Here is a 23629-nt window from a genome sequence, read left to right on the forward strand (position 1 = left end):
AAGTCATGCGATTAATTTCAATCGATGTATTAAAAGAAGGAATGGTATTAGGAAGAACCATTTGGAATGAGGCAGGTCATCCGCTTTTAAAGAAAGATGTTGTCATTAATGACCGTATTATTCAAAGACTTCAACAGTTAAATACACATTATTTATATATTGACGATGAGATTTCTGAGGGTATCGAAGTAGAAGAGACTGTTCCACCTGCTATGCGAAATAAAGTCATCAAAACTATAAAGGATTCGTTCCAGTCCATTGATGGTTTGAATCCAGTAAATGCTTCTTATATATTAGATCAGCAATCAAAGACAATTGTTTCGATTGTAGATGAATTACTTTCTGCAGTTACTGGAAATAATGAAATTCTAACCATTTTAACAGATGCTTATTTATTTGATGAATATTTATATCAGCATTCTTTCCAAGTGACATTGTATTCTATTGCCATTGCCAAAGAACTTGGCTACTCTGCTGAGGATTTACGTTTGATCGGGATCGGTGCATTATTACACGATGTCGGTAAACTAATGGTACCAAAAGATATTTTAACAAAGCCAGGACGTTTAACGAATGATGAATTTGAAATGATGAAGATGCATGCTCGTTATGGTTTTGATTTATTGCGGAATTTACATTCAATCTCTCTGCTTGTGGCGCACTGTGCTTTCCAACACCATGAGCGTATTGATGGAAGTGGCTATCCAAGAGGACTTGTTGACTTTGAAATTCATCCATTTGCCAAGATAATTGGCGTTGCAGATGTTTTTGATGCGGTGACGACGAATCGTGTATACCGAGAGAAAATGCTCCCTTCACAAGGACTAGCTATTGTTGAAGCTGGCTCTGGTACTCTTTATGATGCTCGAATTGTAAAAGCTTTAAAAAGAGCTGTCGTTCATTATCCAAATGGTGTTATTTTAAAATTATCAGATGGACGCCGTGGGATTGTATCGAGACAAAACACGTTGGATGCGGCATTACCATGGATTCGTATTTTTGAAGAACAAGATCAATTGCTCACAGCTACATATGAAGTTAATTTAGTGGATTATCCTGATGTAACAATTGAAAATGTTGAGACGGATTATGTGGTTCCAGCAAAAGTAGAATAAATTCCTCCTCCTGTTCATACGTTATGGAACAGGAGGAGATTTTTTGTTTTTCCCTCGAAAAAGAATGAAATTACGCTCATATGGTAGAAGGGGAATGCGTCTTAATAAATTAACGATTTTAATTGTTAGTATGGTTGTTTGCCTTATATTATTTATTTATTATTTAAATGAACGGCTCATGCCAACCTATTTGCAATATGCGGAAGTGCAAACTACGAAGATTGCCTCATATGTTGTGAGTAAAGCCATTAATTCACGTACCTCTAATGTATTAGATGTCAATGATATCATTGAAGATATTCCTCCAGGTACGTCTGAAATGATGACGACTAAGTTTAATACAGAAATCATTAATCGTGTTCGGGCAGAGACATTAGAGCTTGTTAAAATGTATTTGGAGCAAGCTGAACAAGGAGAGCTATCCCATTTACCTGAATTAGATAATGTTGAATATGATATTAACAGGATCCAAGATGGTGATGGCATTGTCTTTTTTGTACCGCTTGGTCAAGCAGCTAATATCCCATTACTTGGAAATTTAGGGCCGAAGATCCCAATCCGTTTCCATGTGATTGGGAATGTTCATAGTAATGTGACATCCTCTATTCAAGAATTTGGTATCAATAGTGCTTATGTGGAGGTAGGTATTCATTTAGAGGTAAATGTTCAGATTATTGTTCCTTTCGCTAGTAAGTCTTCTACCGTTGCGCAGGATATACCTGTAGCGATGGGCCTAACAAGGGGACCTGTTCCAAACATTTATACCAATAGTAGTGACGCGCCACAACCGTCCATAGAAATACCTGTCCCTTATAAATAGAAATGTTTGTTGTGATAGTTGTTGGAGTGCCTTTAATATGTTACATTGACAACAGTGAAGATAGTTAATATTAAAAAATGTATATTTTTGATAGGGGCGATATTCGTATGACATCTTGTAAACCTACAAGTAAAGAAGAACATGTAAGAAAACCAGACTGGCTAAAAATAAAACTAAACACGAATGATGAATATAAAGGGCTTAAAAAGCTGATGCGTGAGAAAAATCTGCATACAGTATGTGAAGAAGCTCGTTGTCCAAACATCCACGAATGCTGGGGAGAGAGACGTACTGCTACCATGATGATTCTTGGTTCCGTTTGTACACGTGCTTGTCGTTTCTGTGCAGTGAAAACAGGTTTACCAAATGAACTAGATTTGGCGGAACCTGAGCGCGTTGCAGATTCAGTAGCCATTATGAATTTAAAGCATGTTGTTATTACAATGGTAGCACGTGACGATTTAAAGGATGGCGGAGCGCAAGTTTTAGCAGAAACAGTACGTGCAATTCGTCGTAAAAGTCCTTTCACATCTGTTGAGGTATTGCCATCAGATTTAGGTGGGATGAAGGAGAACCTTCAAATGTTAATGGATGCAAAACCAGATATTTTAAATCATAATATTGAAACAGTACGCCGTTTAACACCTAGAGTGCGCGCTCGTGCAAAATACGAACGCTCTTTAGAGTTCCTGCGTTTAGCTAAAGAGATGCAGCCTGAAATTCCAACGAAATCATCACTAATGATTGGATTAGGCGAGACACATGAAGAAATTTTAGAAGTCATGGACGATTTACGTGCAAATAATGTAGATATTATGACGATCGGTCAGTATTTACAGCCAACGAAAAAGCATTTACCAGTTAAAAAATACTATTCACCAATAGAATTTGGTAAACTGCGTAAGATTGCCATGGAGAAAGGCTTTAAGCATTGTGAGGCTGGCCCACTTGTACGTAGTAGTTATCATGCAGACGAACAAGTAAATGCTGCAACGAAAGAACGTCAATTACAAGCGGAAGTGTAAACGTCAAGGCTGAACGAAAAGGGTGGTGTCACTTTGATTATAGTTGAAGGATTAGAATATGAACTAATAGAAGATTATCGCGAGGCCTTTCAGGAGGAAGTTTTTCAGGAAAGATACTCAGATATCTTAGCCAGATACGATTATATTGTAGGTGATTGGGGCTATAACCAGTTACGTTTAAAGGGGTTTTTTGATGATAAAAATCAAAAATCCACTTTTGATACAAAAATAAGTACGCTTCAAGATTATCTATACGAATACTGTAATTTTGGCTGTGCTTATTTTGTATTACGTAAACTGGGGAAAGTTATGAAACAGCCAGAAGTAGTGGATATGAGTGAAGTAACAAAGCCTACAGACCATGAACCTTTAGCAGAATAAATTCTTATACAAAAACCTGATGTGATAGGCATCAGGTTTTTTTATCATTGTTAGCTTTTGTGTAATTGGGGAAAACTAAAGCACAAAACAGCTTATCGAAGGTGTGTTGCAAATGAAAAGAGCCGTATTTTTAGATCGTGATGGTGTTATCAATGAAGTGCTAACAAATCGTGTGAAGTTTGTGAATAAGCCTAAGGATTTGTACTTTTTACCGCAAGTGCCTGAAGCAATCAGAAAGCTAAATAAGCATTTTGATTATGTGTTTGTCGTGACAAATCAAGGTGGGGTTGGTTTAGGCTTTATGAAGGAAAGTGGTTTACAGAAAATACATGAACATATGGTGAAGGAGCTAAAGAAAAAAGGGGCAACGATCCATGAAGTCGTTTATTGTCCACACAAACCTAAGTCAGGTTGTGCCTGCCGCAAGCCCAATAGCAAATTAATTGTGGATTTAGGAAAGAAATATAACATTGATTTATCAAAATCCTATATGGTAGGCGATACAGATACGGATATTATTGCAGGAAAACGGGCAGGAACAAAGGGTGTTTTCCTAGGAGAACAAGATTCATTAGCAGATGCTGTCTTTCCAGATTTAATAAGTGCTGCCCAGTGGATTATTAAGGATGTCACAGCTTAAACGTATTGAGAAAAAGGGCGTATAAATCATTAAAAAAGGGATAATTTATGAATGGAGGTGATGATGTTGGCAAAAGAAAAACGCAATAAAAAGCCATTAGATCGAGAGGAATATGGGTATGGTTTTGATATTAGTGTAGACGATTTAGCTGTGATTGGTCAAAATCAGCAAGCGAAAAAGCAAAATGATAATGAAAATAAAGACAAGCCCCATAATAAAGATAATCCATCCACTTTAAATAAATAACAATACGTAAAAAGATTTCGCAATCGCTCAGGGTTAGCGAAATTTTTTTATGTTATATAAAAAAACACCCAATAAAATGGGTGTTAGTTCAATAATTCACGCAAGTATTCCCGTAATTCGATTGTTTCTTCCTCTGTGCGATTGTACACATGTTCTAAGTAACCAGGCTCTTCTACATCATCAGGACCAATAATAGCAAAGCGACCGAACTGGATATCCATGACAAGCACTTTTCCAAAGAAGCGGCCAGATTGTAATATAGCTAAATCATAACGTAGCTTTTGTCCAGCAAAACTAACAAATCTTGTTTTCGTATCTTCTACATCATCATATAAAAAAAAACGTTCCATCTTTTAATCTCCTTCCAATCCTATAGTTATGGTACTATAGAAGAGAAAAGACTATCAACTTTTAATGATTTGAATGGGGGCTTTCCTTGTGTATTTTGTAGATCGTAATAAAATCACAAAAAATTTACAGTACTTAGATGGGCTATTAACTATTTTGGAGACAGAGGATAACTGGCTTCAGAATGATATAAAGAAATTAGCTATCGAGCGAATTGGACACAACATTATGGAGTCAATGATGGATGTAGGAAATTTAATGATTGACGGTTTCATTATGCGCGATCCAGGAAGCTACGAGGATATTATTGATATTTTAGTCGATGAAAAAGTTGTAGCTGCTGATTTGGAAGCACCATACAAAGCAGTTGTTGGCTTACGTAAAATGCTAGTGCGTGAGTTTATAGAGGTAGATATCCAAGAGGTTATCCATGTACTAACAGCCAATCTAACGGCTTTAAAGCAGTTCTCGCCAGCAGTTCATAATTATTTAACAAATGAATTAGGACCTGTTTCAGCATTTTTGCCAGAGGATCATCAATGAAACAATATAAGGCCTATTGCTTTGATTTAGATGGTACTGTCTACCGTGGGAAGGAAGGTATTCCTTCTGCGGTAGCTTTTATTCATCGTTTACAGCAAGCAGGAATTGAGCCATTCTATGTAACGAATAATTCTTCCAAGACGCGAGAACAACTGCAAGAAGCTTTACTATCTATTGGTGTGAACGCGCCATTAGAGCATATTTATTCAAGTGCATTGGTCACAGCAAAGTATGTGGCCCTACATTTTTCAGGCAAAAAAGTAGCGATGATGGGTACAGATGGTATTCGTCAAGCACTACTCAATGAAAATATTGTGCCTGTTGAGCATGAACCCGATGTATTTGTTATGGGGATTGATCGTACGCTTGATTATATGGCACTTGCTAGAGCAACGGTTTTTGTTCAGCAAGGAGCGACCTTTATTGCCACGAATCAGGATATTAAATTTCCAACAGAATACGGGTTCTTACCAGGCAATGGTTCTTTTGCACGCTTGGTAGGAGAAGTTGCAGATGTTGAACCAATCTATATTGGTAAGCCATCGCCAGCCATGCTTGAAGTAATTACTACCGAACATGGAATTGCGAAAGAAGACATGGTAATGATCGGTGATAATTATGATACGGACATTATGTGTGGCATTCGCTTTGGCTGTGACACCATTCATGTGAATACTGGTGTGACGCCTACAGAGACTGTCCTCAAAAAAGAATGCCAACCTACATATGTAGTGGACGTACTAAAGTAATAAAAGGATGTTTATGCTAATTTTCAGCATAACATCCTTTTTATTTGTTCAAATTTATTCATATAGGCATATTAGAAAACTACCATAAAGGATTTTCTTCAATAAATTGATAAATGGCTTTCGTCAATTCATCAGGAGAATCAGCTTCTACTAATTCACCGTTTACTATTGCATAAAAGGATTCTGAGCACTTTGTACAATAACTGAGGCAGCCATATTCCAAAACGTCGATGTTTGGATCGCGTTCGAGTACTTCATAAGTTGCTTGAGAGCCATTTGCTAAATTACTTATACAAAATTCAACCATTGGATTCATCCATGTCACCTCACCAAAGTAATGCTACTCGGTTTTACGATTTTCGTCAATTATTTATGTTTAAGAGAAAAGAAACGTTTTTTAATAAATGATAAAGGGAATTTGTTATTAATGGCTTAAAAATCAATAGAAATGAACAGGTTCTCTTTTATTTTGTGAAATCTTTCACAAAATTTCATTCTGATATTGTGAAACTTCTCACAATCGGTTATACTCGTTTGTGGATACTTTGTGAACAATTATTAAAAGAGATATAAAAGGAGACTATTATGGGAAAATTAGTACTTTTAGGTGGCGGCTACGGCAATATGCGTGTCATGCTTCGTCTATTAAACAGCCTACCATTAGACAGAGAGGTAGTTATAGTAGATAGAGCCCCTTTCCATAGTTTAAAAACAGAGTTTTATGCATTGGCGGCAGGGACTGCAACAGATAAAGAAATTCGTGTAAGCTTCCCAGAGCATGAACGTTTAACAGCCGTATATGGAGAAGTCGTTGAAATTAATCGTGCGGAAAAAGTAGTCATTCTTGAAGACGGACAACGTATAGAATATGATGATTTAGTCATTGGGCTTGGCTGTGAAGATAAATATCATGGTGTACCAGGTGCGGAAGAGTATACGTACAGCATTCAAACAATGGGCAAATCACGTGCAACATTCCAAGCACTTTGTGGTTTACCAGCTGGGTCTACAGTTGGAATTATAGGGGCTGGCTTAAGTGGAATTGAGCTTGCAAGTGAGCTACGTGAAAGTCGCTCAGATTTAAAAATCAAGCTATTTGACCGTGGTCAACGTATATTGAAAGATTTTCCAGAGAAACTAAGTAAGTATGTAAAGGATTGGTTTGTTAAGCATAATGTTGATGTGGTTGCCAATTCAAATATTACAAGAGTAGAGCCAGGTAAAATTTTTAATCATGATGATGAAATTTTACTCGATGCAGTGGTTTGGACTGCAGGTGTCCAGCCAGTCAAAATTGTTCGTGATATGGATGTTGAGAAAGATAAACATGACCGTCCACTTGTCACACAGTATTTTAATTTACTCGATGATGAACATGTCTATGTTGTAGGAGACTGTGCTTCATCAGATTTAGCCCCAACAGCACAATTAGCAGAGGAACAAGCGGAGCAAATTGTGAAAGTACTTCGTATGCGTTGGAAAGGTGAACATTTACCAGAGAAGATGCCAGATATTAAATTAAAAGGCTTTATGGGAGCTCTTGGTAAAAAACAAGGCTTTGTATACTTAGCTGATACAACAGTAACTGGGCGTATCGCTCGCTTAATGAAATCAGGATTATTATGGTATTACAAACGTCAAAATGATTAATTAGCTGAAAGGGAATGTTTCAAAATCATTTTGAAACATTCCCTTTCTTTTTGTTAAACCGTTTCGTCTGGAACAAACCCTAAAGTTTCAAGCGCTGTAAATACAGGTTTTAATTGGACATAGCCCTCTCCAACTACCTCATTATTAATGAGGACAAGAGGGTAGAAAAATTCATCATCTTGAATACGTGACGCGTACTCTTGATCGCGTTCATTCTCAATTGGACCTTCAATATCGATATAGCGAATATCATATGCTTGATCTGGATATTTGCGATTGATGGCTGCTTGTAGCCACTCATATGTATCCTTGGAAGATGGGGCATTGACACAGCTAGCACAGATGACAGCTGTTCCATAAATTTCAATCATAGGTTTTGTTGATGGCATAGTATTTTCTCTCCTTGTGATTCAATATTGGATTTTTTCTGTTGCTAACATTATAATCATTATAAGGAAAGGAGTCGAGATAAATGGCAGAAGCAACAATTAACGACCAAGTTCAAGAGGTATTAGATAAATTACGTCCATTCTTACTACGTGACGGTGGAGACTGTGAATTAGTAGATGTTGAGGATGGCGTTGTGAAATTACGTTTATTAGGTGCTTGTGGCAGTTGCCCAAGTTCTACGATTACATTAAAAGCTGGTATTGAACGAGCATTATTAGAAGAAGTACCAGGTATCGTGGAAGTAGAGCAAGTATTCTAAGCCTTTTTAAAAAGTTCTAGCTGTTTGCAAGCTAGAACTTTTTTATTTACCTATTTATGACGCGCATGTTCTTTTTCTTCACGAATAATGGCCCACTGTTCTTTCGCCATATCTATAATTTTTGCCTCACCACCGACACTTTGTTTTTCAATGACTCTAGAAAAGAAGCGTGTCGCATTTTCAATATCTCCAATACGTCTAGATAATTCAGCAATCATATACATAATTCGGACAGCTGACATTTGTGTGGAGCTGTAGTCCTCGGTTGAATAAGATTCCATATAATAATCACGAGCTAATTTCATAAAGCGCTCTTCTTGTCCACTATTGTTCAAGGAACGATAGAGCCATGCAAGACGTAAAGTTAGTCCAGCAATCGCAACATTTTTTTCTTTTTTTATTGTGCCACAAAGAAACGCTAACTTATAGGCTTGAATGGCTTGAAATACAGTACGTTCACCCTTGAAATCATGATGCACCCATTTTTCTGTAATTTGTGTACGTATATCATCTTGGATACCCGGTGCAAAATATTTTGTAAAGTCTTCTGTAAAGGAAAAGCCACAATGCTCACATACAAAAACATTATAATAGAGAGCATTCACTTCATCTGCATAAATAGGTTGAAAATCTGTTTCCGTATGATCTACTTTAATAAATTTTGAACGCACTTTTAATGTTGGAAATTCTTTTTTGCAATTTAAACATTGAATTTTTTTCTCATAATATGGTGAAATCTCCATATATATTACCCCCTGCCAAGAATTCGTTGTAACTATTATACCAATGATGTTTTTATAAACATGAATAAAAAATACTATTAATGTGAAAAATATGAGAATGATAACTTAAAATCGACTTGAAGCTGAATGTTTGTCATACAATGGTCAAAATTGTTATGATAATACGTAAGAAGGAAGGTGATTGGGATGACAAGTACAAAGCAAATTATAGAAGTGACACAGGCTGCTGGCTTTCATATTAATGAAATGATGGAGCATAATGAAGAACAAGGTTCTTTTTTACGTGTAGTGGTGAATGGTGGCGGCTGTAGCGGGCTATCCTATGGCATGCATTTTGATAAAGAGAAAAAAGATGATGATTTTGAAGATGTACAGCATGGTTTAACAATTCTTGTTTCCCGTGAAGATGCGCCGATTTTGATGGGAACAAAAATTGACTATAAACAATCGCTAATGGGCGGTGGCTTCACCATCGATAATCCAAATGCCATTGCATCATGTGGTTGCGGTACTTCATTTAGAACAGCAAAACGTGAAGGTACGCCTGAGGTTTGTGAATAAAATTAAATAAATCCATTCGAATAATGGGCTAACCATAATAGGCTTCTTTGATTGATGATGTTGCAAAACATGATGAATGAAAGGAGCTTTTTTCTTTCTTTTTATTTTCCTGTTTGTAAGTAACGATGTTAAAATCATCTACTTAAATGACACTTCCAACCAATTTTTATGAACGTATTTAATGAAATTCTAGGCAGTGTATTATAGCTTCTTTCACTGAGGTTGAATGAAAGAAGCATTTTCACTGTGGATTAGCTGTAAAATTCTGAATTAATGCTTCATTCCATAGAAAGTGAGCAGGTATAATAGGTAGATAGAGGTGAAGGTTATGAAAAAAGATCGTGGGAAAATATGGTTAGGTGTATCGGGTGTTACAGTGAATGAGCTTGGGCAATGGTTGGTTGTAAAGAAGGCTTATAGTGGCTTGAAGGGGCGTTGGTCATTGCCAGCAGGTTTTGTTAATGCAGGAGAAACGGTGGATGAGGCGGTCATTCGTGAAATCAAAGAAGAAACAGGCATCGATTGTAGAGTCTCAGGCTTAATTGGATTTAGAACAGGTGTCATCCGTGATGACATCAGTGATAATATGGCCATTTTTTATTGTCGAATGCTAGATGAGCAGCAGCAGGTTTCCATTCAAGAAAAAGAAATTTTAGAAGCTAAATGGTTATACCCTCAGGAGCTAGCACAAGATGAAACAACCTCTGTGATGTTAAAGGAAATGGCTTCCAATCAATTTGAAAGACATCAATTAGAGGCGCTAGAAGGGATTAATCCAGGTGATATTTTTGGTTATACCTCTTATCGTTTATTCTTTAAAAAATAATATGACTTTTAGGAGGTGACCTTTGATGGAGCTGTTTTTATTTATGTTAGAGCGAGTTGGGCTGATCATTGTGTTTGCCTTTTTAATGTCAAGATGGCGACTCTTTCGAGAAAAGCTGTTTCAGGAGCAAGGAACGAAAGAGAAAATATGGCTCATCATTATCTTTAGTAGCCTATGTATTATCAGCAGTTATACAGGGATTAAAATTGAAAGTGGGACAATCCATCCTTTAAATCAGATGATACATAGCACAATCAATGCGGAGGAGGCCATCGCTAATACGAGATTAATTGGTGTCGCTATTGCAGGAATTTTTGGTGGACCACTTGTTGGTGTATGTGTAGGAATTATTGCAGGTATTCACCGAATTACACTTGGTGGTTTTACAGCAATAGCCTGCGGTGTTTCAACGATTCTAGCTGGCTTCATTACAGGTGGTTTAAGTAAACGCTTTAAAATACGTCAAACTTTTTCCTATAAGAAAGCAGTCATTATCGGCATCTGTGCAGAAACGATTCAAATGCTGGTAATTTTAGTAGTAGCGAAGCCATTTGAGCAGGCCTTGCAGTTAGTTTCATTAATTGCAATGCCGATGATTTTAATGAATGCCTTTGGGATATTTTTATTTTTCATGATTATTAAAACGTTTATTGATGAAGAGGAGCGAACAAAGGCATTACAAACCCATCAAGCTTTTTCAATTGCCCAACAAACAATTGAGCATTTTCGTAAGGGCTTGAATGAAGAATCATGCCAAACGGTTGCAGAAATTATTAAAAGAGAAATAAAAGTAGATGCGGTCGCTATTACCGATAAAAATGGGGTGTTAGCACATGTTGGCGTTGGTGAGGATCATCATTTAATTCATCGAGAAATCATGACGGCTTTGACGAAACGGGTATTAGAGGAAGGCAAAATTTTAATGGCTACATCTGAAAAGGAAATTCAATGTCCACACGCTAGCTGCCCATTACGTGCTGCCATTGTCCTGCCCTTGAAGGTGCAGCATCGAACAGTTGGAAGCTTAAAGCTTTATTTCACTAAAGCGGATTCTTTGACAGGGGTGAAGAAGGAGCTAGCAGAGGGCTTAAGTAGACTTTTCTCCTCACAGCTTGAATATGCTGAAATTGAACAGCAGCGGAAATTATTAAAGGATGCTGAAATAAAAGCATTACAAGCACAAGTCCATCCTCATTTCTTCTTTAATAGCCTTAATACTATTTCGAGCTTGATTCGAACAGATGCAGATGAGGCGAGAGCGTTGTTAATCAAGCTTAGTACATTCTTTAGAAGCAATCTGCAGGGCGCACGACAAATGCTTATTCCATTAAAAAATGAAATTGATCATGTTGAAGCCTATTTATCCATTGAGCAAACAAGATTTCCGAATCGCTATGAAGTTGAGTTTATGATGGATGAATCGCTCTTTGATGTCCAGATTCCTCCATTTACCTTACAGCCTCTTGTCGAAAATGCTATTTATCATGCCTTTAAAAATCGTAAAGAAGGCAAAATTTATGTCAAAGTACAACGCGTGAACGATAAGCTACTGCTGTTGACCGAGGATAATGGGTGTGGCATGAGGAAAGAACAGGTGAAACAACTAGGTAAACGTATTATGGAATCGGAACAAGGGACAGGCACGGCTTTATGGAATATTTATCAGCGAATTCATGAAATTTACGGTTCGGAGGCTGATTTTCATATAACAAGTACGTTAGATGTGGGCACAAAAATTATGATTCAACTGCCGTTAAAGGCGACTAGATGGGAGTAGAAAAATTTGAATGTATATATTGTGGATGATGAACCGTTAGCACGAGCGGAACTGCGTTATTTATTAGAACAAACAGCATTAGTGAATGTTTGTGGTGAATCTGAAAATCTTGAGGAGTTGTGCAAAGCGGCACAGCTTGAAGAAGTCGATTGTATATTTTTAGATATTGAATTAGGCATAAACAATGGACTTGACTTAGCTAAACAATTATTACGGAATGCACAGAGACCTGAAATTATTTTTGCTACAGCCTACGATGACTATGCTTTACAGGCATTTGAAGTCAATGCATTTGATTATATATTGAAACCCTTTGAGGCAGAAAGGGTACAAACAGCTGTGGAAAAACTGTTAGCTAAAAAAAGAGCTGCTCAGGCAAAAACAATGGAGGAGTTAAAGGTGTCGCAGCTGGATAAGCTCGATAAGTTAACAGTTTATGCAAACGATCGAATTTTATTATTGAAAATACAGGATATTTTATATTGTACCTCTGAGGATAGTAAAACGGTTGTTGTAACAGAGCAGGGACGTTTTATTGCTTCCGAATCATTGGCAGCGTTAGAAAAAAGACTTACTTTAAAAGGGTTTGTACGTGTCCATCGCGCGTATATTGTCAATTTAGAGCATATTGTGGAACTTGAGCCTTGGAGTAGTTCTAAATTTAATTTAATTGTGCACAACAGACATTCTATTCCTGTCAGTAGGCTGTATATGAAGGAGGTACGGAAAATTTTTGACCTATCAAAGTAATTGCATTTCAACGGACAAATACAACCTTTCAGCTTTAAATTCTGACATTTCAGTTATTTTATGAATAATAGGGACATTCCTTTGCTATGATGTGGAAAAAGTAAAAGGGGTGTTTACATGAATGCGATTACAATAGTGATAGGGTCTATTTGTATTTTGATGATCAGCTATCGTTTGTATGGCATTTTCTTTACAAAGAAGGTACTTAAAATAAAAGATGATACGCCCACCCCAGCCCACGCTTTGGAAGATGGTAAAGACTATGTTCCGACGAATAAGTGGGTAACCTTTGGGCATCATTTTGCAGCGATTGCAGCAGCAGGGCCTTTAGTTGGACCAATCCTAGCGGCACAATTTGGGTATTTACCTGGACTTCTATGGCTATTAATCGGGGCAGTAATTGGCGGGGCAGTTCATGATGCTGTTGTTTTATTCGCTTCCATGCGTCATGGTGGTAAATCCCTATCGGAAGTGATGAAGGAGGAGTTAGGTCCTATCGCAGGTTTCTGTACAGGCCTTGCGATGCTATTCATTATTACGATTACAATGGCAGGTCTCTCGATGGTGGTGTTAGGTGCTTTAGAGCGCAATCCATGGGGAACGTTTGCGGTAGGTATTACGATACCAATCGCCATGCTTGTGGGTATTGCCTATCGTAAAACAGGTAATTTAATTGTTACATCTACTATAGGCTTTATTTTATTAATGATTGGGGTATTTATCGGACCGCTGATTCAAGGCACAGCATTCGGTGATTTTTTAACATTTGATCGGGATACATTAGCTATCATCTTACCGATTTATGCCTTTTTCGCCGCTGCATTACCTGTGTGGCTATTATTAGCACCTCGTGATTATTTAAGTAGTTTCATGAAGATTGGGGTATTTATTGCACTAATTATTGGCGTTTTCTTTGTTAATCCTGCTATTCAATTCCCTCCATTGACAGAGTTTATTCATGGTGGTGGACCAGTAATTGCCGGTCCTGTGTGGCCGTTTGTTTCTATTACAATTGCTTGTGGTGCCATTTCTGGCTTCCATGCTTTTGTAGGCTCAGGAACAACGCCTAAGATGATTGATCGTTGGGAGGACATCCGTATTGTAGGCTTTGGTGCTATGTTAGTAGAGTCACTAGTAGGTGTAATGGCTTTAATTGCAGCTACTGCTCTTCATCCAGCCGACTATTTTGCGATTAACTCAGCACCAGCTGTGTTTGCTACATTAGGAATGGAGCCCGTTCATCTACAAGCATTGTCTCAAAGTATCGGCATGGACTTGGAAGGACGAACAGGAGGTGCTGTAACGCTAGCAGTTGGTATGACAGATATCTTTACAGGTATTCCTTGGTTCGCCGAGTTATCTTCGTACTTCTATCAATTTGTCATTATGTTTGAGGCGGTTTTCATTCTTACAGCCATTGATGCTGGAACAAGGGTAGCTCGTTATTTAATACAAGATTTTGGTGGCAATGTTTATAAACCACTGAAGCGTACCAATTGGGTACCAGGTACAATTTTTGCTAGTGCACTTGCCTGCTTTATGTGGGGCTATTTATTGTATTCAGGGGATATAAGCTCAATCTGGGTATTATTTGGTGTATCCAATCAGCTAATGGCAGCCATTGGTCTAGTATGTGGCGTGACGATGGTATTGAAGGTCGCAGATAAACGCATCTATGCATTGACATGCTTTATCCCATTGGCTTATTTATACATTACGGTCAACGTTGCAGGCTATTGGATGATTAAAAATGTATACTGGAATCCAGCCGCTGCAGGCTTTAATATGTTAAATGGGATTTTATCTGTTATCATGTTAATGCTTGGCTTCTTAATTGTGCTGACAGCATTTAAAAAATGGGCACAGCTTTGGAAATCACCAAAGTTTTTAGTAGCTCAATCAACTTCATAAAATCATAGAAACTATTGAAGATAAGCATTTGTCTTCAATAGTTTTTTGGTGAAAAAAGCATCTACGACGAAGGAGAAGCAAATACCCGCGGAAGAAGCATATACCCCTAAATTCAAAGATCAACCATAGATGATCGATTGATGATTTTCCTAAATATGACGAACAAGCGAAAACAAGGATATGTTCATTGAAAGCGGTGTCGTAATCATGTAAACTAATGAGAGGAAAACGGAGGTTATACATACATGGATGGTCCAGTTTCATTAGTACAGTTAATCATTTCTATTTTGTTATTTTTCGTCATGTTCTTTGGTATCGGATTCTTGTTAAATATGCTGTTACGAATGACATGGTTAATGGCAATTGTGTATCCAATTGTTGTCATCTTTATTGTAGATGAAGTAAGCTTCTTAGATTATATTTTTAAGCCAGGTTCTGCATTCCCAGCATTAATTGATAAATTACAGGCACTTCAGTTTGTGGATATTGCTATTTTATCAGGTGGCTTTGCAGGTTCTATTGTGGCGGGTATCGTGATGATTTATTTACGTAAAAGTGGCTATCGCATGTTCTAACATGCTTAGTATTCTTTCTTCAATTGAAGGGGGAATACTTTTTTTATACAAAAAAACACAGCCTCCTCTAGAGGATGTGTTGATGTCTGTTAGATGAAAAACTCATAGGCTATGATAGCGATAAAAATACCCGTGAGAGCCCCAAAAAATACTTCACTTCGTTTATGGCCTAATAATGTTTTTAATTCCTCCATTTTTTCTTGTCCGTCCATCTGTGGCCATTTTTTTAAATCATGAAGCAATGTTTGGAAATCCTTACGCAGTTGATTTAAAATGGCTGCATGCTGCCCTGCTTGGTAACGAACACCACTAGCATCGTACATTACGATAATGGAAAACATGGCGGCTACCGCAAAAATTGGGGATTCCAAACCCGTCTCATAGGCAATTGAGGTTGCCAAACCAGTGACAGAAGCAGAGTGAGAACTAGGCATTCCACCCGTTGAGGTAAAAAGCCCCCATTTTACTTGTCTGGTCATTAAAAAATGAATGGGGATTTTAACAAACTGTGCAAAGAGAACCGCAAAGAGGGCAATTAGTAATGGGGTATTTTGGAGTAAACTCAATCTCATCACAACCTTCGTAAATAATTGCTTTTATTATAACATTCATTATTTTCTAAAAGAAGATTTAGGCAAATATTACGCGCTTTTCAGAAACTTCGTTATAATAGTATATGGAATGGAGGAATTTACATGCATATTGTAAAAGAAGCAAAAACATTTGAAACGATTTCTACTGAACTATTAGTGGTAGGAGTCACAAAACATCGTGAACAAATGCAGGACTGGGCAAGCTTTTCAACTTTTTACGGTGAAGCCCTTGATACATGGATTAGTGCAGGGGACGTCTCAACTGAATTAAAGAAATTAACGAAATTACCATTTGTGAAAGACCATGCCAACCTGAAACGTATTGTATTCGTAGGTTTAGATGAGCGTAAAAACCTAACAGAAGGTGATATTCGCGCAGCATTTGGTTTGGTAGGAAAAGAATTAAGATCTTTAAAAGTAAAAGAGTATTCCATCTGGCTTGAATCATTTACAACAGAGTCAATTTCAACAGCAGATGTAGCATTTTTAGCGGGTGAAGGAATTGGCCTTGGCTATTATGCTGTCCCACATTATAAAACCACTTCAAACGAAGTAGATAAACGTATTGATGCTGTTCACCTTGTGACTACAGCAGAGGATTTAGATGAAGTGGTGGCAAGCTTTGAGGTAGGTGTGATTTACGCGGATGCTGTCAATGAAGCTCGTAGCTTAATTAATTTACCTCCAAATCTACTAACAGCTACTGATTTAGCTAACTATGCACAATCTCTTGCTGTGGAATACGATTTTGAAGTAGAGATATTAGATAAAGCACAATTAGAGGAACTAGGTATGGGTGGTATATTGAGTGTTAACCAAGGCTCTTATGAAGAACCACGATTAATTACCTTAAAATATAAAGCGACTGAAGATTTTGAAGATCCAATTGGCCTTGTTGGTAAGGGTGTAACGTATGATACAGGCGGCTATTCTTTAAAACCAAAGGACTCTATGGTTGGTATGAAAGGTGATATGGGTGGTGCTGCTGCTGTACTTGGTGCGATGGAAATTATCGGAGAATTACGTCCAAATAAAAATGTTGTAGCCGTTATCGGTTCTACAGATAATATGGTGTCTGATACAGCGTTTAAACCAGATGATGTGATTACGACGTACAGTGGAAAAACGGTAGAAGTATTAAATACGGATGCAGAAGGGCGTTTAGTTCTGGCAGATGCGACTACATATGCTAAACAGCAAGGGGCTACATCACTGATCGATGTTGCTACTTTAACTGGAGGCGTTATTACTGCACTAGGTATGGATAAAACAGGTGCTCTTGCAAATGATGATGCATTTTTTGAAGCATTTATGGAAGCTGCAAAAGAGACAGATGAATTTGTTTGGCGCATGCCTTTAACAGAGAATGATAAAAAAAGAATTCGAAAATCAGATGTAGCTGATTTAAATAATTCACCTGGTCGTGATGGTCATATGATTTTCGGCGGTGGCTTTGTGGGCGAATTTGTTGGTGATACACCATGGATTCACCTGGATATAGCAGGCACATCTGATGCAGTAGCTGTACATGATTTAGGACCTAAGGGTGGTACTGGTGTTATGGTCCGTACACTCGCGAATTTTGTCCAACGTTTAGGGGAAGAAAAATAATAAAGCATGTCAATCAGCGGGAGTTTATTCTCGCTGATTTTTTGTGATTTATGCACTAATCCCGATAGAATAGGCATTCTACATATGATAGATGTATCTTCCTTCATACGATAGAGTAAAAAGGGGAGGTAGCATATGCGCAATTTCGGAGGTTATCCAGGCGGAGGATTTGGAGGCTTTATTTGGCCATTTGGCGCACCGTTTTTTGGTGGTTTTTTAGGCAGTTTCCTTGGCTCTCAATTTAATCAATATCCTTACAATCCATATTATCCAAACTATCGACCATATCCACCAGGTCCATATTTTCGACCAGGTCCGCGATATCGTAGACCATGGTAAGCACATAATTACATCAGCCAGTTGTCGATCTTGATATCGACAACTGGTTTTTATTGTGCCTAACGAAGTATCAAATTTAGTGTTGACAGAATATACTAAATTATTTATTATTCTTATTATATTACTAAGAATTAAATATGTGGCTGACTAGCAAACTAGAGGCTTTTATTATTCATAGGCATTTTTGTGCCTAAGGATAATATTAGCCTTTTTTCTTTATCTTAATTCAGTAAAGGTTTTTGTACCGAAAGCAAAGTGTCAGGTATAGAAAACTCCCTATTTTGCGGAGGACCTTTATTAGCAGTTTTAATAAATCTGAAATGCCATGACAACGAGGCGTAATTGACAGAAGGAGTGAGATGAAATGGGGAAAGTTTATATTGTCGGTGCAGGTCCTGGAGATGTTGACCTCCTTACGATTAAAGGATTACGTTGCATTGAATGTGCAGATGTCATTTTATATGACAGACTCATTAATAAAGAGCTGTTAGCCTATGCCAAGAAAGACGCTAAATTAATCTTTTGCGGGAAGTTGCCTCAGCAACATGCCATGATTCAGGAGCAAATCAACCAAACGCTTGTTGATTATGCCCAACAAGGATATGTTGTCACAAGATTAAAAGGAGGAGACCCATTTGTTTTTGGTAGAGGTGCAGAGGAGGCAGATGTGCTGGCGAAGCATCAAATTCCCTTTGAAATTGTGCCTGGTATTACGTCAGGTATAGCAGCTCCAGCATATGCAGGTATTCCTGTCACACATCGTAACTTAGGTTCGAGTTTTGCTATGGTTACTGGGCATATGCAGGACGGAAAAGAAGATGCTATCCGTTGGGAAAGTCTTGCAAAAGGGATTGATACAATTGCTATTTATATGGGTGTTGGTAATCTTCCGTATATCCGTCAACAATTACTCAAATATGGCCGTGATGAAAAAACGCCTGTGGCTGTTATTCACTGGGGAACAGTTTCTACTAAGCAAAGAACTGTTACGGGTACTTTAGCTACAATTGAGGAAATTGTGCGTACAGAAAATATTCATAACCCTAGCATCATATTAGTAGGGAAGGTTGTGACCTTAAGAGAAACCATTCATTGGTTTGAGCAAAACCCAGCACAGCCAATCCAAATAACGGGATAAGGTTGTGGGATTATGCAGGCTATTTTATATATTGCACATGGCAGTCGTGTCAAGGAAGGTGTAGAGCAGGCCGTAAACTTTCTTCACGGCGTTCAACAAGAAGTGGCAGTACCTATTCAGGAAATATGCTTTCTAGAGCTGGCAACACCAACCATTGCAGAAGGCATTGCTAGCTGTATTCGGAAAGGGGCAACAGCGATTGCCGTAATGCCTATTCTCCTACTAGCTGCTCAACACGCAAAGCATGATATTCCGAAAGAAATGGCAAAAGCTCAAAAACTATATCCATATGTAAAGTTTACATATGGTGAGCCTCTTGGCATTCATGAACGATTAATTGACACGTTACAAGCTAGGATAATAGAAAAACAGCAACCTAACAGCAATGCGAGTGTTTTACTCATAGGACGGGGGAGTAGTGATCCAGCCGTTAAGAGGGATTTAGCCAAAATAGCCAAAAGGCTACGTACTAAATATCACTATAAAGCCGTTGATACATGCTTCTTATACGGAATGGGACCAACCTTTGAAGACTGGTTGCTGCAAGCTAAGGGGAAGCAACAGCAAACTTTTATTGTCCCTTATTTATTATTTACAGGCATTTTAAGACAAAGTATTGCCAAGCGATTACAAGGCTTTGACAGCCATAACATTTTGTTATGTGAAAGCTTAGGCTATGACAACAATGTGAAAAAAGTATTAGTGGAACGTATTGATGAATTACTACATTTTAAAGAGGAAGGTGTTTCGTAATGGTAGATAAAAGAACTGAAAATGTAAATCTAGCATTAGATAATGTCCGCCAAATGTTAAATACTGTGAACCACGGATCAATTACATTGATTGTTCAAAATTCTTATGTGGTTCAGATTGAGAAAAAGGAAAAAATAAGACTTCGATAAATTAAAAATACGAAAAGATGATATTCGTGAGGTGGCAAAGATTGAAATTACAAGTAATAAACAGTCCATTTAATGAAGAGCAGGTGAAGTTATTAAACGAGCTTCTCCCTAAATTAACAATTGAACAAAAATTTTGGCTAAATGGTTACCTAAGTGCTCCCCAAGCAACTCTTGAAGCAATTGTTGAACAGGCACCACCAGCAGCCCAACCGATTACCAAAACAATAACAATTTTATATGGCTCCCAAACAGGCAATAGTCAAGGATTAGCTGAAAAGTATGCAGCAGCTTTAAAAGAACAGCAGGTAGATGTAACTGTCTCATCATTAGGGAAATTTAAAGCTAGTAATTTAAAAAAGATCACCAATCTATTACTTATTGTGAGTACACATGGAGAGGGAGATCCACCAGATCAAGCGATACAATTCTATGAATTTTTGCATAGCAAACGGGCGCCTAAACTAGAGCACCTACACTATTCGGTTCTTGCTTTAGGGGATAGCTCCTATGAATTTTTCTGTAAGACAGGTAAGGACTTCGATGAGCGATTTGCACAATTAGGTGCAACAAGAATTGTTCCTCGTATAGATTGCGATGTAGATTATGATGACGCAGCTGCACAGTGGTTCTCTGCGGTTCAACAGGAATTTTTTCAGCACGCAACTTCAGCAACGTCTACTTCAGCACACAATGAAGGGGCGCAAGTACTTGAAGCATCTACATATTCAAGAAAAAATCCATTTTACGCTGAAGTACTTGAAAATATGAATCTAAATGGTCGTGGCTCCAATAAAGAGACGCGTCATCTTGAATTATCGATTGAGGGAGCTAATTTTCATTTTGAACCTGGCGATAGCATTGGCATTCTGCCAGAGAATGATGAACAATTAGTCAATGCATTGCTGACAGCACTTCAATTTGATTCGGAGACAGAAGTGACTGTTTTTGATGAAACAATAACAATAAAAGAAGCACTACAGAAAAAATTAGAAATTACGGTGTTATCTAAGCCGTTACTCGAAAAAATTGCTGCTTATACAGTGCATAAAGAATTTACTAAGCTATTTGAAGAACCAAAAGCATGGAAGGACTATGCAAAAGGAAGAGACTTACTCGATCTAGTAGAGGAATTTACACCATTTACTTGGAGTGCACAGCAGTTTGTAGAGTTACTGCGTAAAATTCCAGCTCGACTTTATTCTATTGCTAGTAGCCAAAAGGCCAATAGCGAAGAGGTTCATTTAACGATTGGCAAGGTAAGCTATGAAACAGCAGGTAGACAACGCCTTGGTGTTTGCTCTGGAAGTGTGGCAGAACGAATACAAATAGGTGATACATTACCAATCTATGTTCATAAAAATCCGAATTTCAGATTGCCAGAGAATAATGAAACGCCAATTATTATGATTGGTGCAGGCACAGGTGTTGCACCATATCGAGCTTTTCTAGAGGAGCGAGAAGAGTTAGGGATTGAGGGGAAAGCATGGCTCATCTTTGGTGATCAGCATTTTGTTACGGATTTCCTCTATCAAACGGATTGGCAACGTTGGCTAGCTGCTGGCACATTAAGTCACATGCATGTAGCCTTTTCACGTGATACAGACCAAAAAATCTATGTTCAACATAAATTGCAAGAAAATGCCGCAAGTTTTTATGAGTGGCTGGAGCAGGGGGCTGTCATTTATGTATGTGGTGACGAAAAATCAATGGCATCTGATGTGGATGCAACCATTCATCAAATTATTGAGCAGCAAGGACAGAAAACACCAGAGGAAGCAAAAGCCTATGTGAATGAATTAAAACAGCAAAAACGGTACCAACGTGACGTTTATTAATGGAGTTCAACACAAATTTCTTGAAAACCTTCCCTTATTAATGAGTTGATCTCTTTGTTAGCAAGTAAACCCTCAGGTATGCCCAATATGCTGAGGTGTAATGGATTAAAGGAGCGATAAAGAATGACTGAAAAAATAGTGTTACCTCCACAGCCTGGGAAACCAAGTGATGTAGAGCGTATTAAAACCGAAAGTAATTACCTACGTGGAACACTCGAACGTACCATGAACAATCCATTAAGCTCTGGTATTCCAGAGGACGATAATCGCCTTATGAAATTTCATGGCAGTTACTTACAGGATGATCGAGATCTTCGGAATGAACGTCAGAAACAAAAGCTAGAACCTGCCTATCAATTTATGGTACGTGTACGAACACCGGGTGGAGCAGCTACCCCAGCACAATGGCTTGTGATGGATGAAATGGCTAGAAAGTATGGCAATGGCTCTTTAAAATTAACAACACGTCAAGCATTTCAAGTACATGGCATTTTAAAATGGAATGTTAAAAAATATATGCAGGAAATCAATGAGGTGTTATTGGATTCTCTTGCGGCATGTGGAGATGTGAACCGTAATGTGATGTGTAATGTCAATCCAAACCAGTCTGCATTACATGAAGAGGTTTATAATTGGTCTGCCAAACTAAGTGAGCATTTACTGCCGCGAACACGCGCTTATCATGAATTATGGTTAGATGGAGAAAAGGTAGTAGATAGTCAGGATGAAGAAATTGAACCGATTTATGGAGCTCAATATTTGCCGCGTAAATTTAAAATTGGTATTGCGATTCCACCAAGTAATGATGTAGATGTTTTTTCACAAGATATCGGACTGATTGCCATCGTTGAAGACAATCAGCTTGTTGGTTTTAACGTAGCGGTTGGTGGAGGTATGGGCATGACACACGGTGATCATGAAACCTATCCACAGCTTGCTCGTGAAATTGGCTTTATAACGCCAGACAAATTACTAGAAACAGCAGAAAAAATAATCACGATACAGCGTGATTATGGAAATCGCTCTGTCCGTAAAAATGCACGATTTAAATACACGATTGATGCGAGAGGACTTGAATGGTTCCAAGAAGAATTAACGCGTCGTCTAGGCTGGGAAATTCAGCAGGCTCGTCCGTATACTTTTGAGCGTACAGGTGATGAATTTGGCTGGATTAAAGGGGCAGATGGTCATTGGCATTATACGTTATTTATTCAAAATGGCCGTTTAAAAGACTTTGAGGATTATCAGTTGTTAACTGGCTTACGTGAAATAGCTAAGGTGCACACGGGTGATTTTCGTTTAACACCGAACCAAAATTTAATGATTAGCAATGTAACACCCCAGAAAAAGAAACAAATAAATACGCTTATTGAACAATACAAGCTAACAGATGGTGCGCATTATTCTGCCTTACGCCGCAATTCCATTGCCTGTGTCTCATTACCGACATGTGGCTTAGCCATGGCAGAAGCAGAGCGCTATTTACCTTCTCTTATAACAAAAATTGATGCCATTATTGATGATGCTGGCTTAAATGAAACAGAAATTGTTATTCGCATGTCTGGTTGTCCAAATGGCTGTTCACGTGCAGCAATGGGTGAAATCGGCTTTATTGGCAAAGGGCCAGGTAAATACAATATGTACCTTGGTGCAAGTTTTACAGGCAATCGCTTAAATAAAATCTATCGTGAAAATATTGGTGAAGAGGAAATTTTAGCAGAGCTACGCCCCATTCTGCTGCATTTTTCAAAGGAACGATTAGAGGGCGAACATTTTGGAGACTTTGTCATTCGTGCTGGCTATGTCACAGCAGTGTATGATGGAAGAGAATTTCATTAAAAA

The 23629-nt window shown here is 38.0% G+C and carries 28 protein-coding genes; 23 read left to right on the forward strand and 5 right to left on the reverse strand.

The window, feature by feature from the left end; all coding sequences use genetic code 11:
* The first annotated feature begins 5 nt into the window (after positions 1-5).
* The 6 genes from QH639_RS00485 (at position 6) to QH639_RS00510 (ending at position 4227) form a co-directional block, all read left to right on the forward strand.
* Positions 6-1115 (forward strand): HD-GYP domain-containing protein, encoded by a 1110-nt coding sequence (locus QH639_RS00485; RefSeq protein WP_131521224.1) that lies wholly within the window; start codon positions 6-8, stop codon positions 1113-1115.
* Between the two features lie 43 nt (positions 1116-1158).
* The gene (gene yunB, locus QH639_RS00490) at positions 1159-1935 is read left to right on the forward strand and encodes a sporulation protein YunB (protein WP_131521225.1); all 777 of its coding nucleotides are present in this window, start codon (positions 1159-1161) and stop codon (positions 1933-1935) included.
* Positions 1936-2042: 107 nt separating this feature from the next.
* Entirely contained in the window at positions 2043-2960 is a 918-nt protein-coding gene (gene lipA / locus QH639_RS00495; protein WP_004228269.1) for a lipoyl synthase, read from the forward strand.
* A 33-nt stretch (positions 2961-2993) separates the two neighbouring features.
* Positions 2994-3341 carry a YutD family protein gene (locus QH639_RS00500; protein WP_004228271.1) on the forward strand — a complete coding sequence of 116 codons (348 nt, stop codon included), beginning with the start codon at positions 2994-2996 and terminating at the stop codon, positions 3339-3341.
* Between the two features lie 112 nt (positions 3342-3453).
* Complete coding sequence (locus QH639_RS00505) at positions 3454-3981, forward strand: D-glycero-alpha-D-manno-heptose-1,7-bisphosphate 7-phosphatase (protein ID WP_131521226.1); 528 nt, start codon at positions 3454-3456, stop codon at positions 3979-3981.
* A gap of 51 nt (positions 3982-4032) precedes the next feature.
* Positions 4033-4227: a hypothetical protein gene (locus tag QH639_RS00510; RefSeq protein WP_175400780.1), complete on the forward strand. Its 195-nt coding sequence runs from the start codon at positions 4033-4035 to the stop codon at positions 4225-4227.
* Between the two features lie 83 nt (positions 4228-4310).
* On the opposite strand, the gene QH639_RS00515 is transcribed toward QH639_RS00510, so the two are convergent.
* Entirely contained in the window at positions 4311-4577 is a 267-nt protein-coding gene (locus QH639_RS00515) for a DUF3055 domain-containing protein (RefSeq protein WP_009371988.1), read from the reverse strand.
* 88 nt (positions 4578-4665) lie between these two features.
* Between QH639_RS00515 and QH639_RS00520 the strand changes: the two genes are divergently transcribed.
* Positions 4666-5118, forward strand: a complete 453-nt coding sequence (locus QH639_RS00520; protein ID WP_009371987.1) for a DUF86 domain-containing protein — start codon at positions 4666-4668, stop codon at positions 5116-5118.
* Positions 5115-5867: a TIGR01457 family HAD-type hydrolase gene (locus QH639_RS00525; RefSeq protein ID WP_131521228.1), complete on the forward strand. Its 753-nt coding sequence runs from the start codon at positions 5115-5117 to the stop codon at positions 5865-5867. Before QH639_RS00520 ends, QH639_RS00525 begins: the two co-directional genes overlap by 4 nt.
* 79 nt (positions 5868-5946) lie before the next feature.
* On the opposite strand, the gene QH639_RS00530 is transcribed toward QH639_RS00525, so the two are convergent.
* The gene (locus QH639_RS00530; protein ID WP_004228286.1) at positions 5947-6183 is read right to left on the reverse strand and encodes a YuzB family protein; all 237 of its coding nucleotides are present in this window, start codon (positions 6181-6183) and stop codon (positions 5947-5949) included.
* Positions 6184-6452: 269 nt separating this feature from the next.
* On the opposite strand from QH639_RS00530, the gene QH639_RS00535 reads away from it, so the two are divergent.
* Positions 6453-7517 (forward strand): NAD(P)/FAD-dependent oxidoreductase, encoded by a 1065-nt coding sequence (locus tag QH639_RS00535; RefSeq protein WP_004228288.1) that lies wholly within the window; start codon positions 6453-6455, stop codon positions 7515-7517.
* A 53-nt stretch (positions 7518-7570) separates the two neighbouring features.
* Here the strand turns inward: QH639_RS00535 and QH639_RS00540 are convergent, their stop codons facing one another.
* The gene (locus QH639_RS00540; protein WP_237898573.1) at positions 7571-7906 is read right to left on the reverse strand and encodes a YuzD family protein; all 336 of its coding nucleotides are present in this window, start codon (positions 7904-7906) and stop codon (positions 7571-7573) included.
* An 83-nt stretch (positions 7907-7989) separates the two neighbouring features.
* Between QH639_RS00540 and QH639_RS00545 the strand changes: the two genes are divergently transcribed.
* The gene (locus QH639_RS00545; RefSeq protein ID WP_004228295.1) at positions 7990-8226 is read left to right on the forward strand and encodes a NifU family protein; all 237 of its coding nucleotides are present in this window, start codon (positions 7990-7992) and stop codon (positions 8224-8226) included.
* 50 nt (positions 8227-8276) lie between these two features.
* Here the strand turns inward: QH639_RS00545 and QH639_RS00550 are convergent, their stop codons facing one another.
* Complete coding sequence (locus tag QH639_RS00550) at positions 8277-8969, reverse strand: DUF2225 domain-containing protein (protein WP_048394419.1); 693 nt, start codon at positions 8967-8969, stop codon at positions 8277-8279.
* Between the two features lie 186 nt (positions 8970-9155).
* Between QH639_RS00550 and QH639_RS00555 the strand changes: the two genes are divergently transcribed.
* The 6 genes from QH639_RS00555 to QH639_RS00580 all read left to right on the forward strand — a co-directional run bounded on the left by QH639_RS00555 (position 9156) and on the right by QH639_RS00580 (position 15369).
* The gene (locus QH639_RS00555) at positions 9156-9530 is read left to right on the forward strand and encodes a HesB/IscA family protein (protein WP_048394421.1); all 375 of its coding nucleotides are present in this window, start codon (positions 9156-9158) and stop codon (positions 9528-9530) included.
* A 328-nt stretch (positions 9531-9858) separates the two neighbouring features.
* The gene (locus QH639_RS00560; RefSeq protein ID WP_281115507.1) at positions 9859-10356 is read left to right on the forward strand and encodes an NUDIX hydrolase; all 498 of its coding nucleotides are present in this window, start codon (positions 9859-9861) and stop codon (positions 10354-10356) included.
* Positions 10357-10381: 25 nt separating this feature from the next.
* Complete coding sequence (locus tag QH639_RS00565; RefSeq protein ID WP_131522540.1) at positions 10382-12133, forward strand: sensor histidine kinase; 1752 nt, start codon at positions 10382-10384, stop codon at positions 12131-12133.
* Positions 12134-12139: 6 nt separating this feature from the next.
* A complete protein-coding gene (locus tag QH639_RS00570; protein ID WP_131522541.1) occupies positions 12140-12883 on the forward strand; it encodes a LytR/AlgR family response regulator transcription factor in 744 nt (247 codons plus the stop codon).
* Positions 12884-13000: 117 nt separating this feature from the next.
* Positions 13001-14794 carry a carbon starvation CstA family protein gene (locus tag QH639_RS00575; protein WP_004228334.1) on the forward strand — a complete coding sequence of 598 codons (1794 nt, stop codon included), beginning with the start codon at positions 13001-13003 and terminating at the stop codon, positions 14792-14794.
* A 245-nt stretch (positions 14795-15039) separates the two neighbouring features.
* Positions 15040-15369, forward strand: coding sequence for a YuiB family protein (locus tag QH639_RS00580; RefSeq protein ID WP_004228336.1), 330 nt, complete (start codon positions 15040-15042; stop codon positions 15367-15369).
* Positions 15370-15458: 89 nt separating this feature from the next.
* On the opposite strand, the gene QH639_RS00585 is transcribed toward QH639_RS00580, so the two are convergent.
* Positions 15459-15941: a divergent PAP2 family protein gene (locus QH639_RS00585; RefSeq protein ID WP_131522542.1), complete on the reverse strand. Its 483-nt coding sequence runs from the start codon at positions 15939-15941 to the stop codon at positions 15459-15461.
* A 123-nt stretch (positions 15942-16064) separates the two neighbouring features.
* Here QH639_RS00585 and QH639_RS00590 point away from each other — a divergent pair, with 123 nt between their 5' ends.
* From QH639_RS00590 to cysI, 7 genes are all read left to right on the forward strand, one after another.
* The gene (locus QH639_RS00590; RefSeq protein ID WP_281115508.1) at positions 16065-17573 is read left to right on the forward strand and encodes a leucyl aminopeptidase; all 1509 of its coding nucleotides are present in this window, start codon (positions 16065-16067) and stop codon (positions 17571-17573) included.
* Positions 17574-17708: 135 nt separating this feature from the next.
* Positions 17709-17912 carry a hypothetical protein gene (locus tag QH639_RS00595; protein WP_016991509.1) on the forward strand — a complete coding sequence of 68 codons (204 nt, stop codon included), beginning with the start codon at positions 17709-17711 and terminating at the stop codon, positions 17910-17912.
* Between the two features lie 364 nt (positions 17913-18276).
* Entirely contained in the window at positions 18277-19050 is a 774-nt protein-coding gene (cobA, locus tag QH639_RS00600) for a uroporphyrinogen-III C-methyltransferase (RefSeq protein ID WP_054549436.1), read from the forward strand.
* Between the two features lie 12 nt (positions 19051-19062).
* Positions 19063-19803 (forward strand): sirohydrochlorin chelatase, encoded by a 741-nt coding sequence (locus QH639_RS00605; RefSeq protein ID WP_281115509.1) that lies wholly within the window; start codon positions 19063-19065, stop codon positions 19801-19803.
* Complete coding sequence (locus tag QH639_RS00610) at positions 19803-19952, forward strand: YezD family protein (RefSeq protein WP_004228347.1); 150 nt, start codon at positions 19803-19805, stop codon at positions 19950-19952. The genes QH639_RS00605 and QH639_RS00610 overlap by 1 nt, the downstream gene beginning before the upstream one ends.
* 41 nt (positions 19953-19993) lie before the next feature.
* Positions 19994-21787, forward strand: a complete 1794-nt coding sequence (locus tag QH639_RS00615; RefSeq protein ID WP_281115510.1) for an assimilatory sulfite reductase (NADPH) flavoprotein subunit — start codon at positions 19994-19996, stop codon at positions 21785-21787.
* Between the two features lie 123 nt (positions 21788-21910).
* Complete coding sequence (gene cysI / locus QH639_RS00620; protein WP_259420260.1) at positions 21911-23626, forward strand: assimilatory sulfite reductase (NADPH) hemoprotein subunit; 1716 nt, start codon at positions 21911-21913, stop codon at positions 23624-23626.
* Positions 23627-23629: the final 3 nt, after the last annotated feature.

It is taken from the genome of Lysinibacillus sp. 1 U-2021 (assembly GCF_029916965.1).
Classification (GTDB): domain Bacteria; phylum Bacillota; class Bacilli; order Bacillales_A; family Planococcaceae; genus Lysinibacillus; species Lysinibacillus capsici.

Excerpts from the sequence above, each read along its gene's own strand:
- QH639_RS00545 (WP_004228295.1), top strand. The coding sequence starts at position 7,990 with ATGGCAGAAGCAACAATTAACGACCAAGTTCAAGAGGTATTAGATAAA.
- QH639_RS00550 (WP_048394419.1), bottom strand. The coding sequence starts at position 8,969 with ATGGAGATTTCACCATATTATGAGAAAAAAATTCAATGTTTAAATTGC.
- cysI (WP_259420260.1), top strand. The coding sequence starts at position 21,911 with ATGACTGAAAAAATAGTGTTACCTCCACAGCCTGGGAAACCAAGTGAT.
- QH639_RS00585 (WP_131522542.1), bottom strand. The coding sequence starts at position 15,941 with ATGAGATTGAGTTTACTCCAAAATACCCCATTACTAATTGCCCTCTTT.
- QH639_RS00535 (WP_004228288.1), top strand. The coding sequence starts at position 6,453 with ATGGGAAAATTAGTACTTTTAGGTGGCGGCTACGGCAATATGCGTGTC.
- QH639_RS00485 (WP_131521224.1), top strand. The coding sequence starts at position 6 with ATGCGATTAATTTCAATCGATGTATTAAAAGAAGGAATGGTATTAGGA.
- QH639_RS00605 (WP_281115509.1), top strand. The coding sequence starts at position 19,063 with ATGCAGGCTATTTTATATATTGCACATGGCAGTCGTGTCAAGGAAGGT.
- cobA (WP_054549436.1), top strand. The coding sequence starts at position 18,277 with ATGGGGAAAGTTTATATTGTCGGTGCAGGTCCTGGAGATGTTGACCTC.
- lipA (WP_004228269.1), top strand. The coding sequence starts at position 2,043 with ATGACATCTTGTAAACCTACAAGTAAAGAAGAACATGTAAGAAAACCA.
- QH639_RS00575 (WP_004228334.1), top strand. The coding sequence starts at position 13,001 with ATGAATGCGATTACAATAGTGATAGGGTCTATTTGTATTTTGATGATC.
- QH639_RS00505 (WP_131521226.1), top strand. The coding sequence starts at position 3,454 with ATGAAAAGAGCCGTATTTTTAGATCGTGATGGTGTTATCAATGAAGTG.
- QH639_RS00510 (WP_175400780.1), top strand. The coding sequence starts at position 4,033 with ATGGAGGTGATGATGTTGGCAAAAGAAAAACGCAATAAAAAGCCATTA.
- QH639_RS00515 (WP_009371988.1), bottom strand. The coding sequence starts at position 4,577 with ATGGAACGTTTTTTTTTATATGATGATGTAGAAGATACGAAAACAAGA.
- QH639_RS00525 (WP_131521228.1), top strand. The coding sequence starts at position 5,115 with ATGAAACAATATAAGGCCTATTGCTTTGATTTAGATGGTACTGTCTAC.
- QH639_RS00565 (WP_131522540.1), top strand. The coding sequence starts at position 10,382 with ATGGAGCTGTTTTTATTTATGTTAGAGCGAGTTGGGCTGATCATTGTG.
- QH639_RS00580 (WP_004228336.1), top strand. The coding sequence starts at position 15,040 with ATGGATGGTCCAGTTTCATTAGTACAGTTAATCATTTCTATTTTGTTA.
- QH639_RS00560 (WP_281115507.1), top strand. The coding sequence starts at position 9,859 with ATGAAAAAAGATCGTGGGAAAATATGGTTAGGTGTATCGGGTGTTACA.
- QH639_RS00595 (WP_016991509.1), top strand. The coding sequence starts at position 17,709 with ATGCGCAATTTCGGAGGTTATCCAGGCGGAGGATTTGGAGGCTTTATT.
- QH639_RS00555 (WP_048394421.1), top strand. The coding sequence starts at position 9,156 with ATGACAAGTACAAAGCAAATTATAGAAGTGACACAGGCTGCTGGCTTT.
- QH639_RS00590 (WP_281115508.1), top strand. The coding sequence starts at position 16,065 with ATGCATATTGTAAAAGAAGCAAAAACATTTGAAACGATTTCTACTGAA.
- QH639_RS00530 (WP_004228286.1), bottom strand. The coding sequence starts at position 6,183 with ATGAATCCAATGGTTGAATTTTGTATAAGTAATTTAGCAAATGGCTCT.
- QH639_RS00540 (WP_237898573.1), bottom strand. The coding sequence starts at position 7,906 with ATGCCATCAACAAAACCTATGATTGAAATTTATGGAACAGCTGTCATC.
- QH639_RS00610 (WP_004228347.1), top strand. The coding sequence starts at position 19,803 with ATGGTAGATAAAAGAACTGAAAATGTAAATCTAGCATTAGATAATGTC.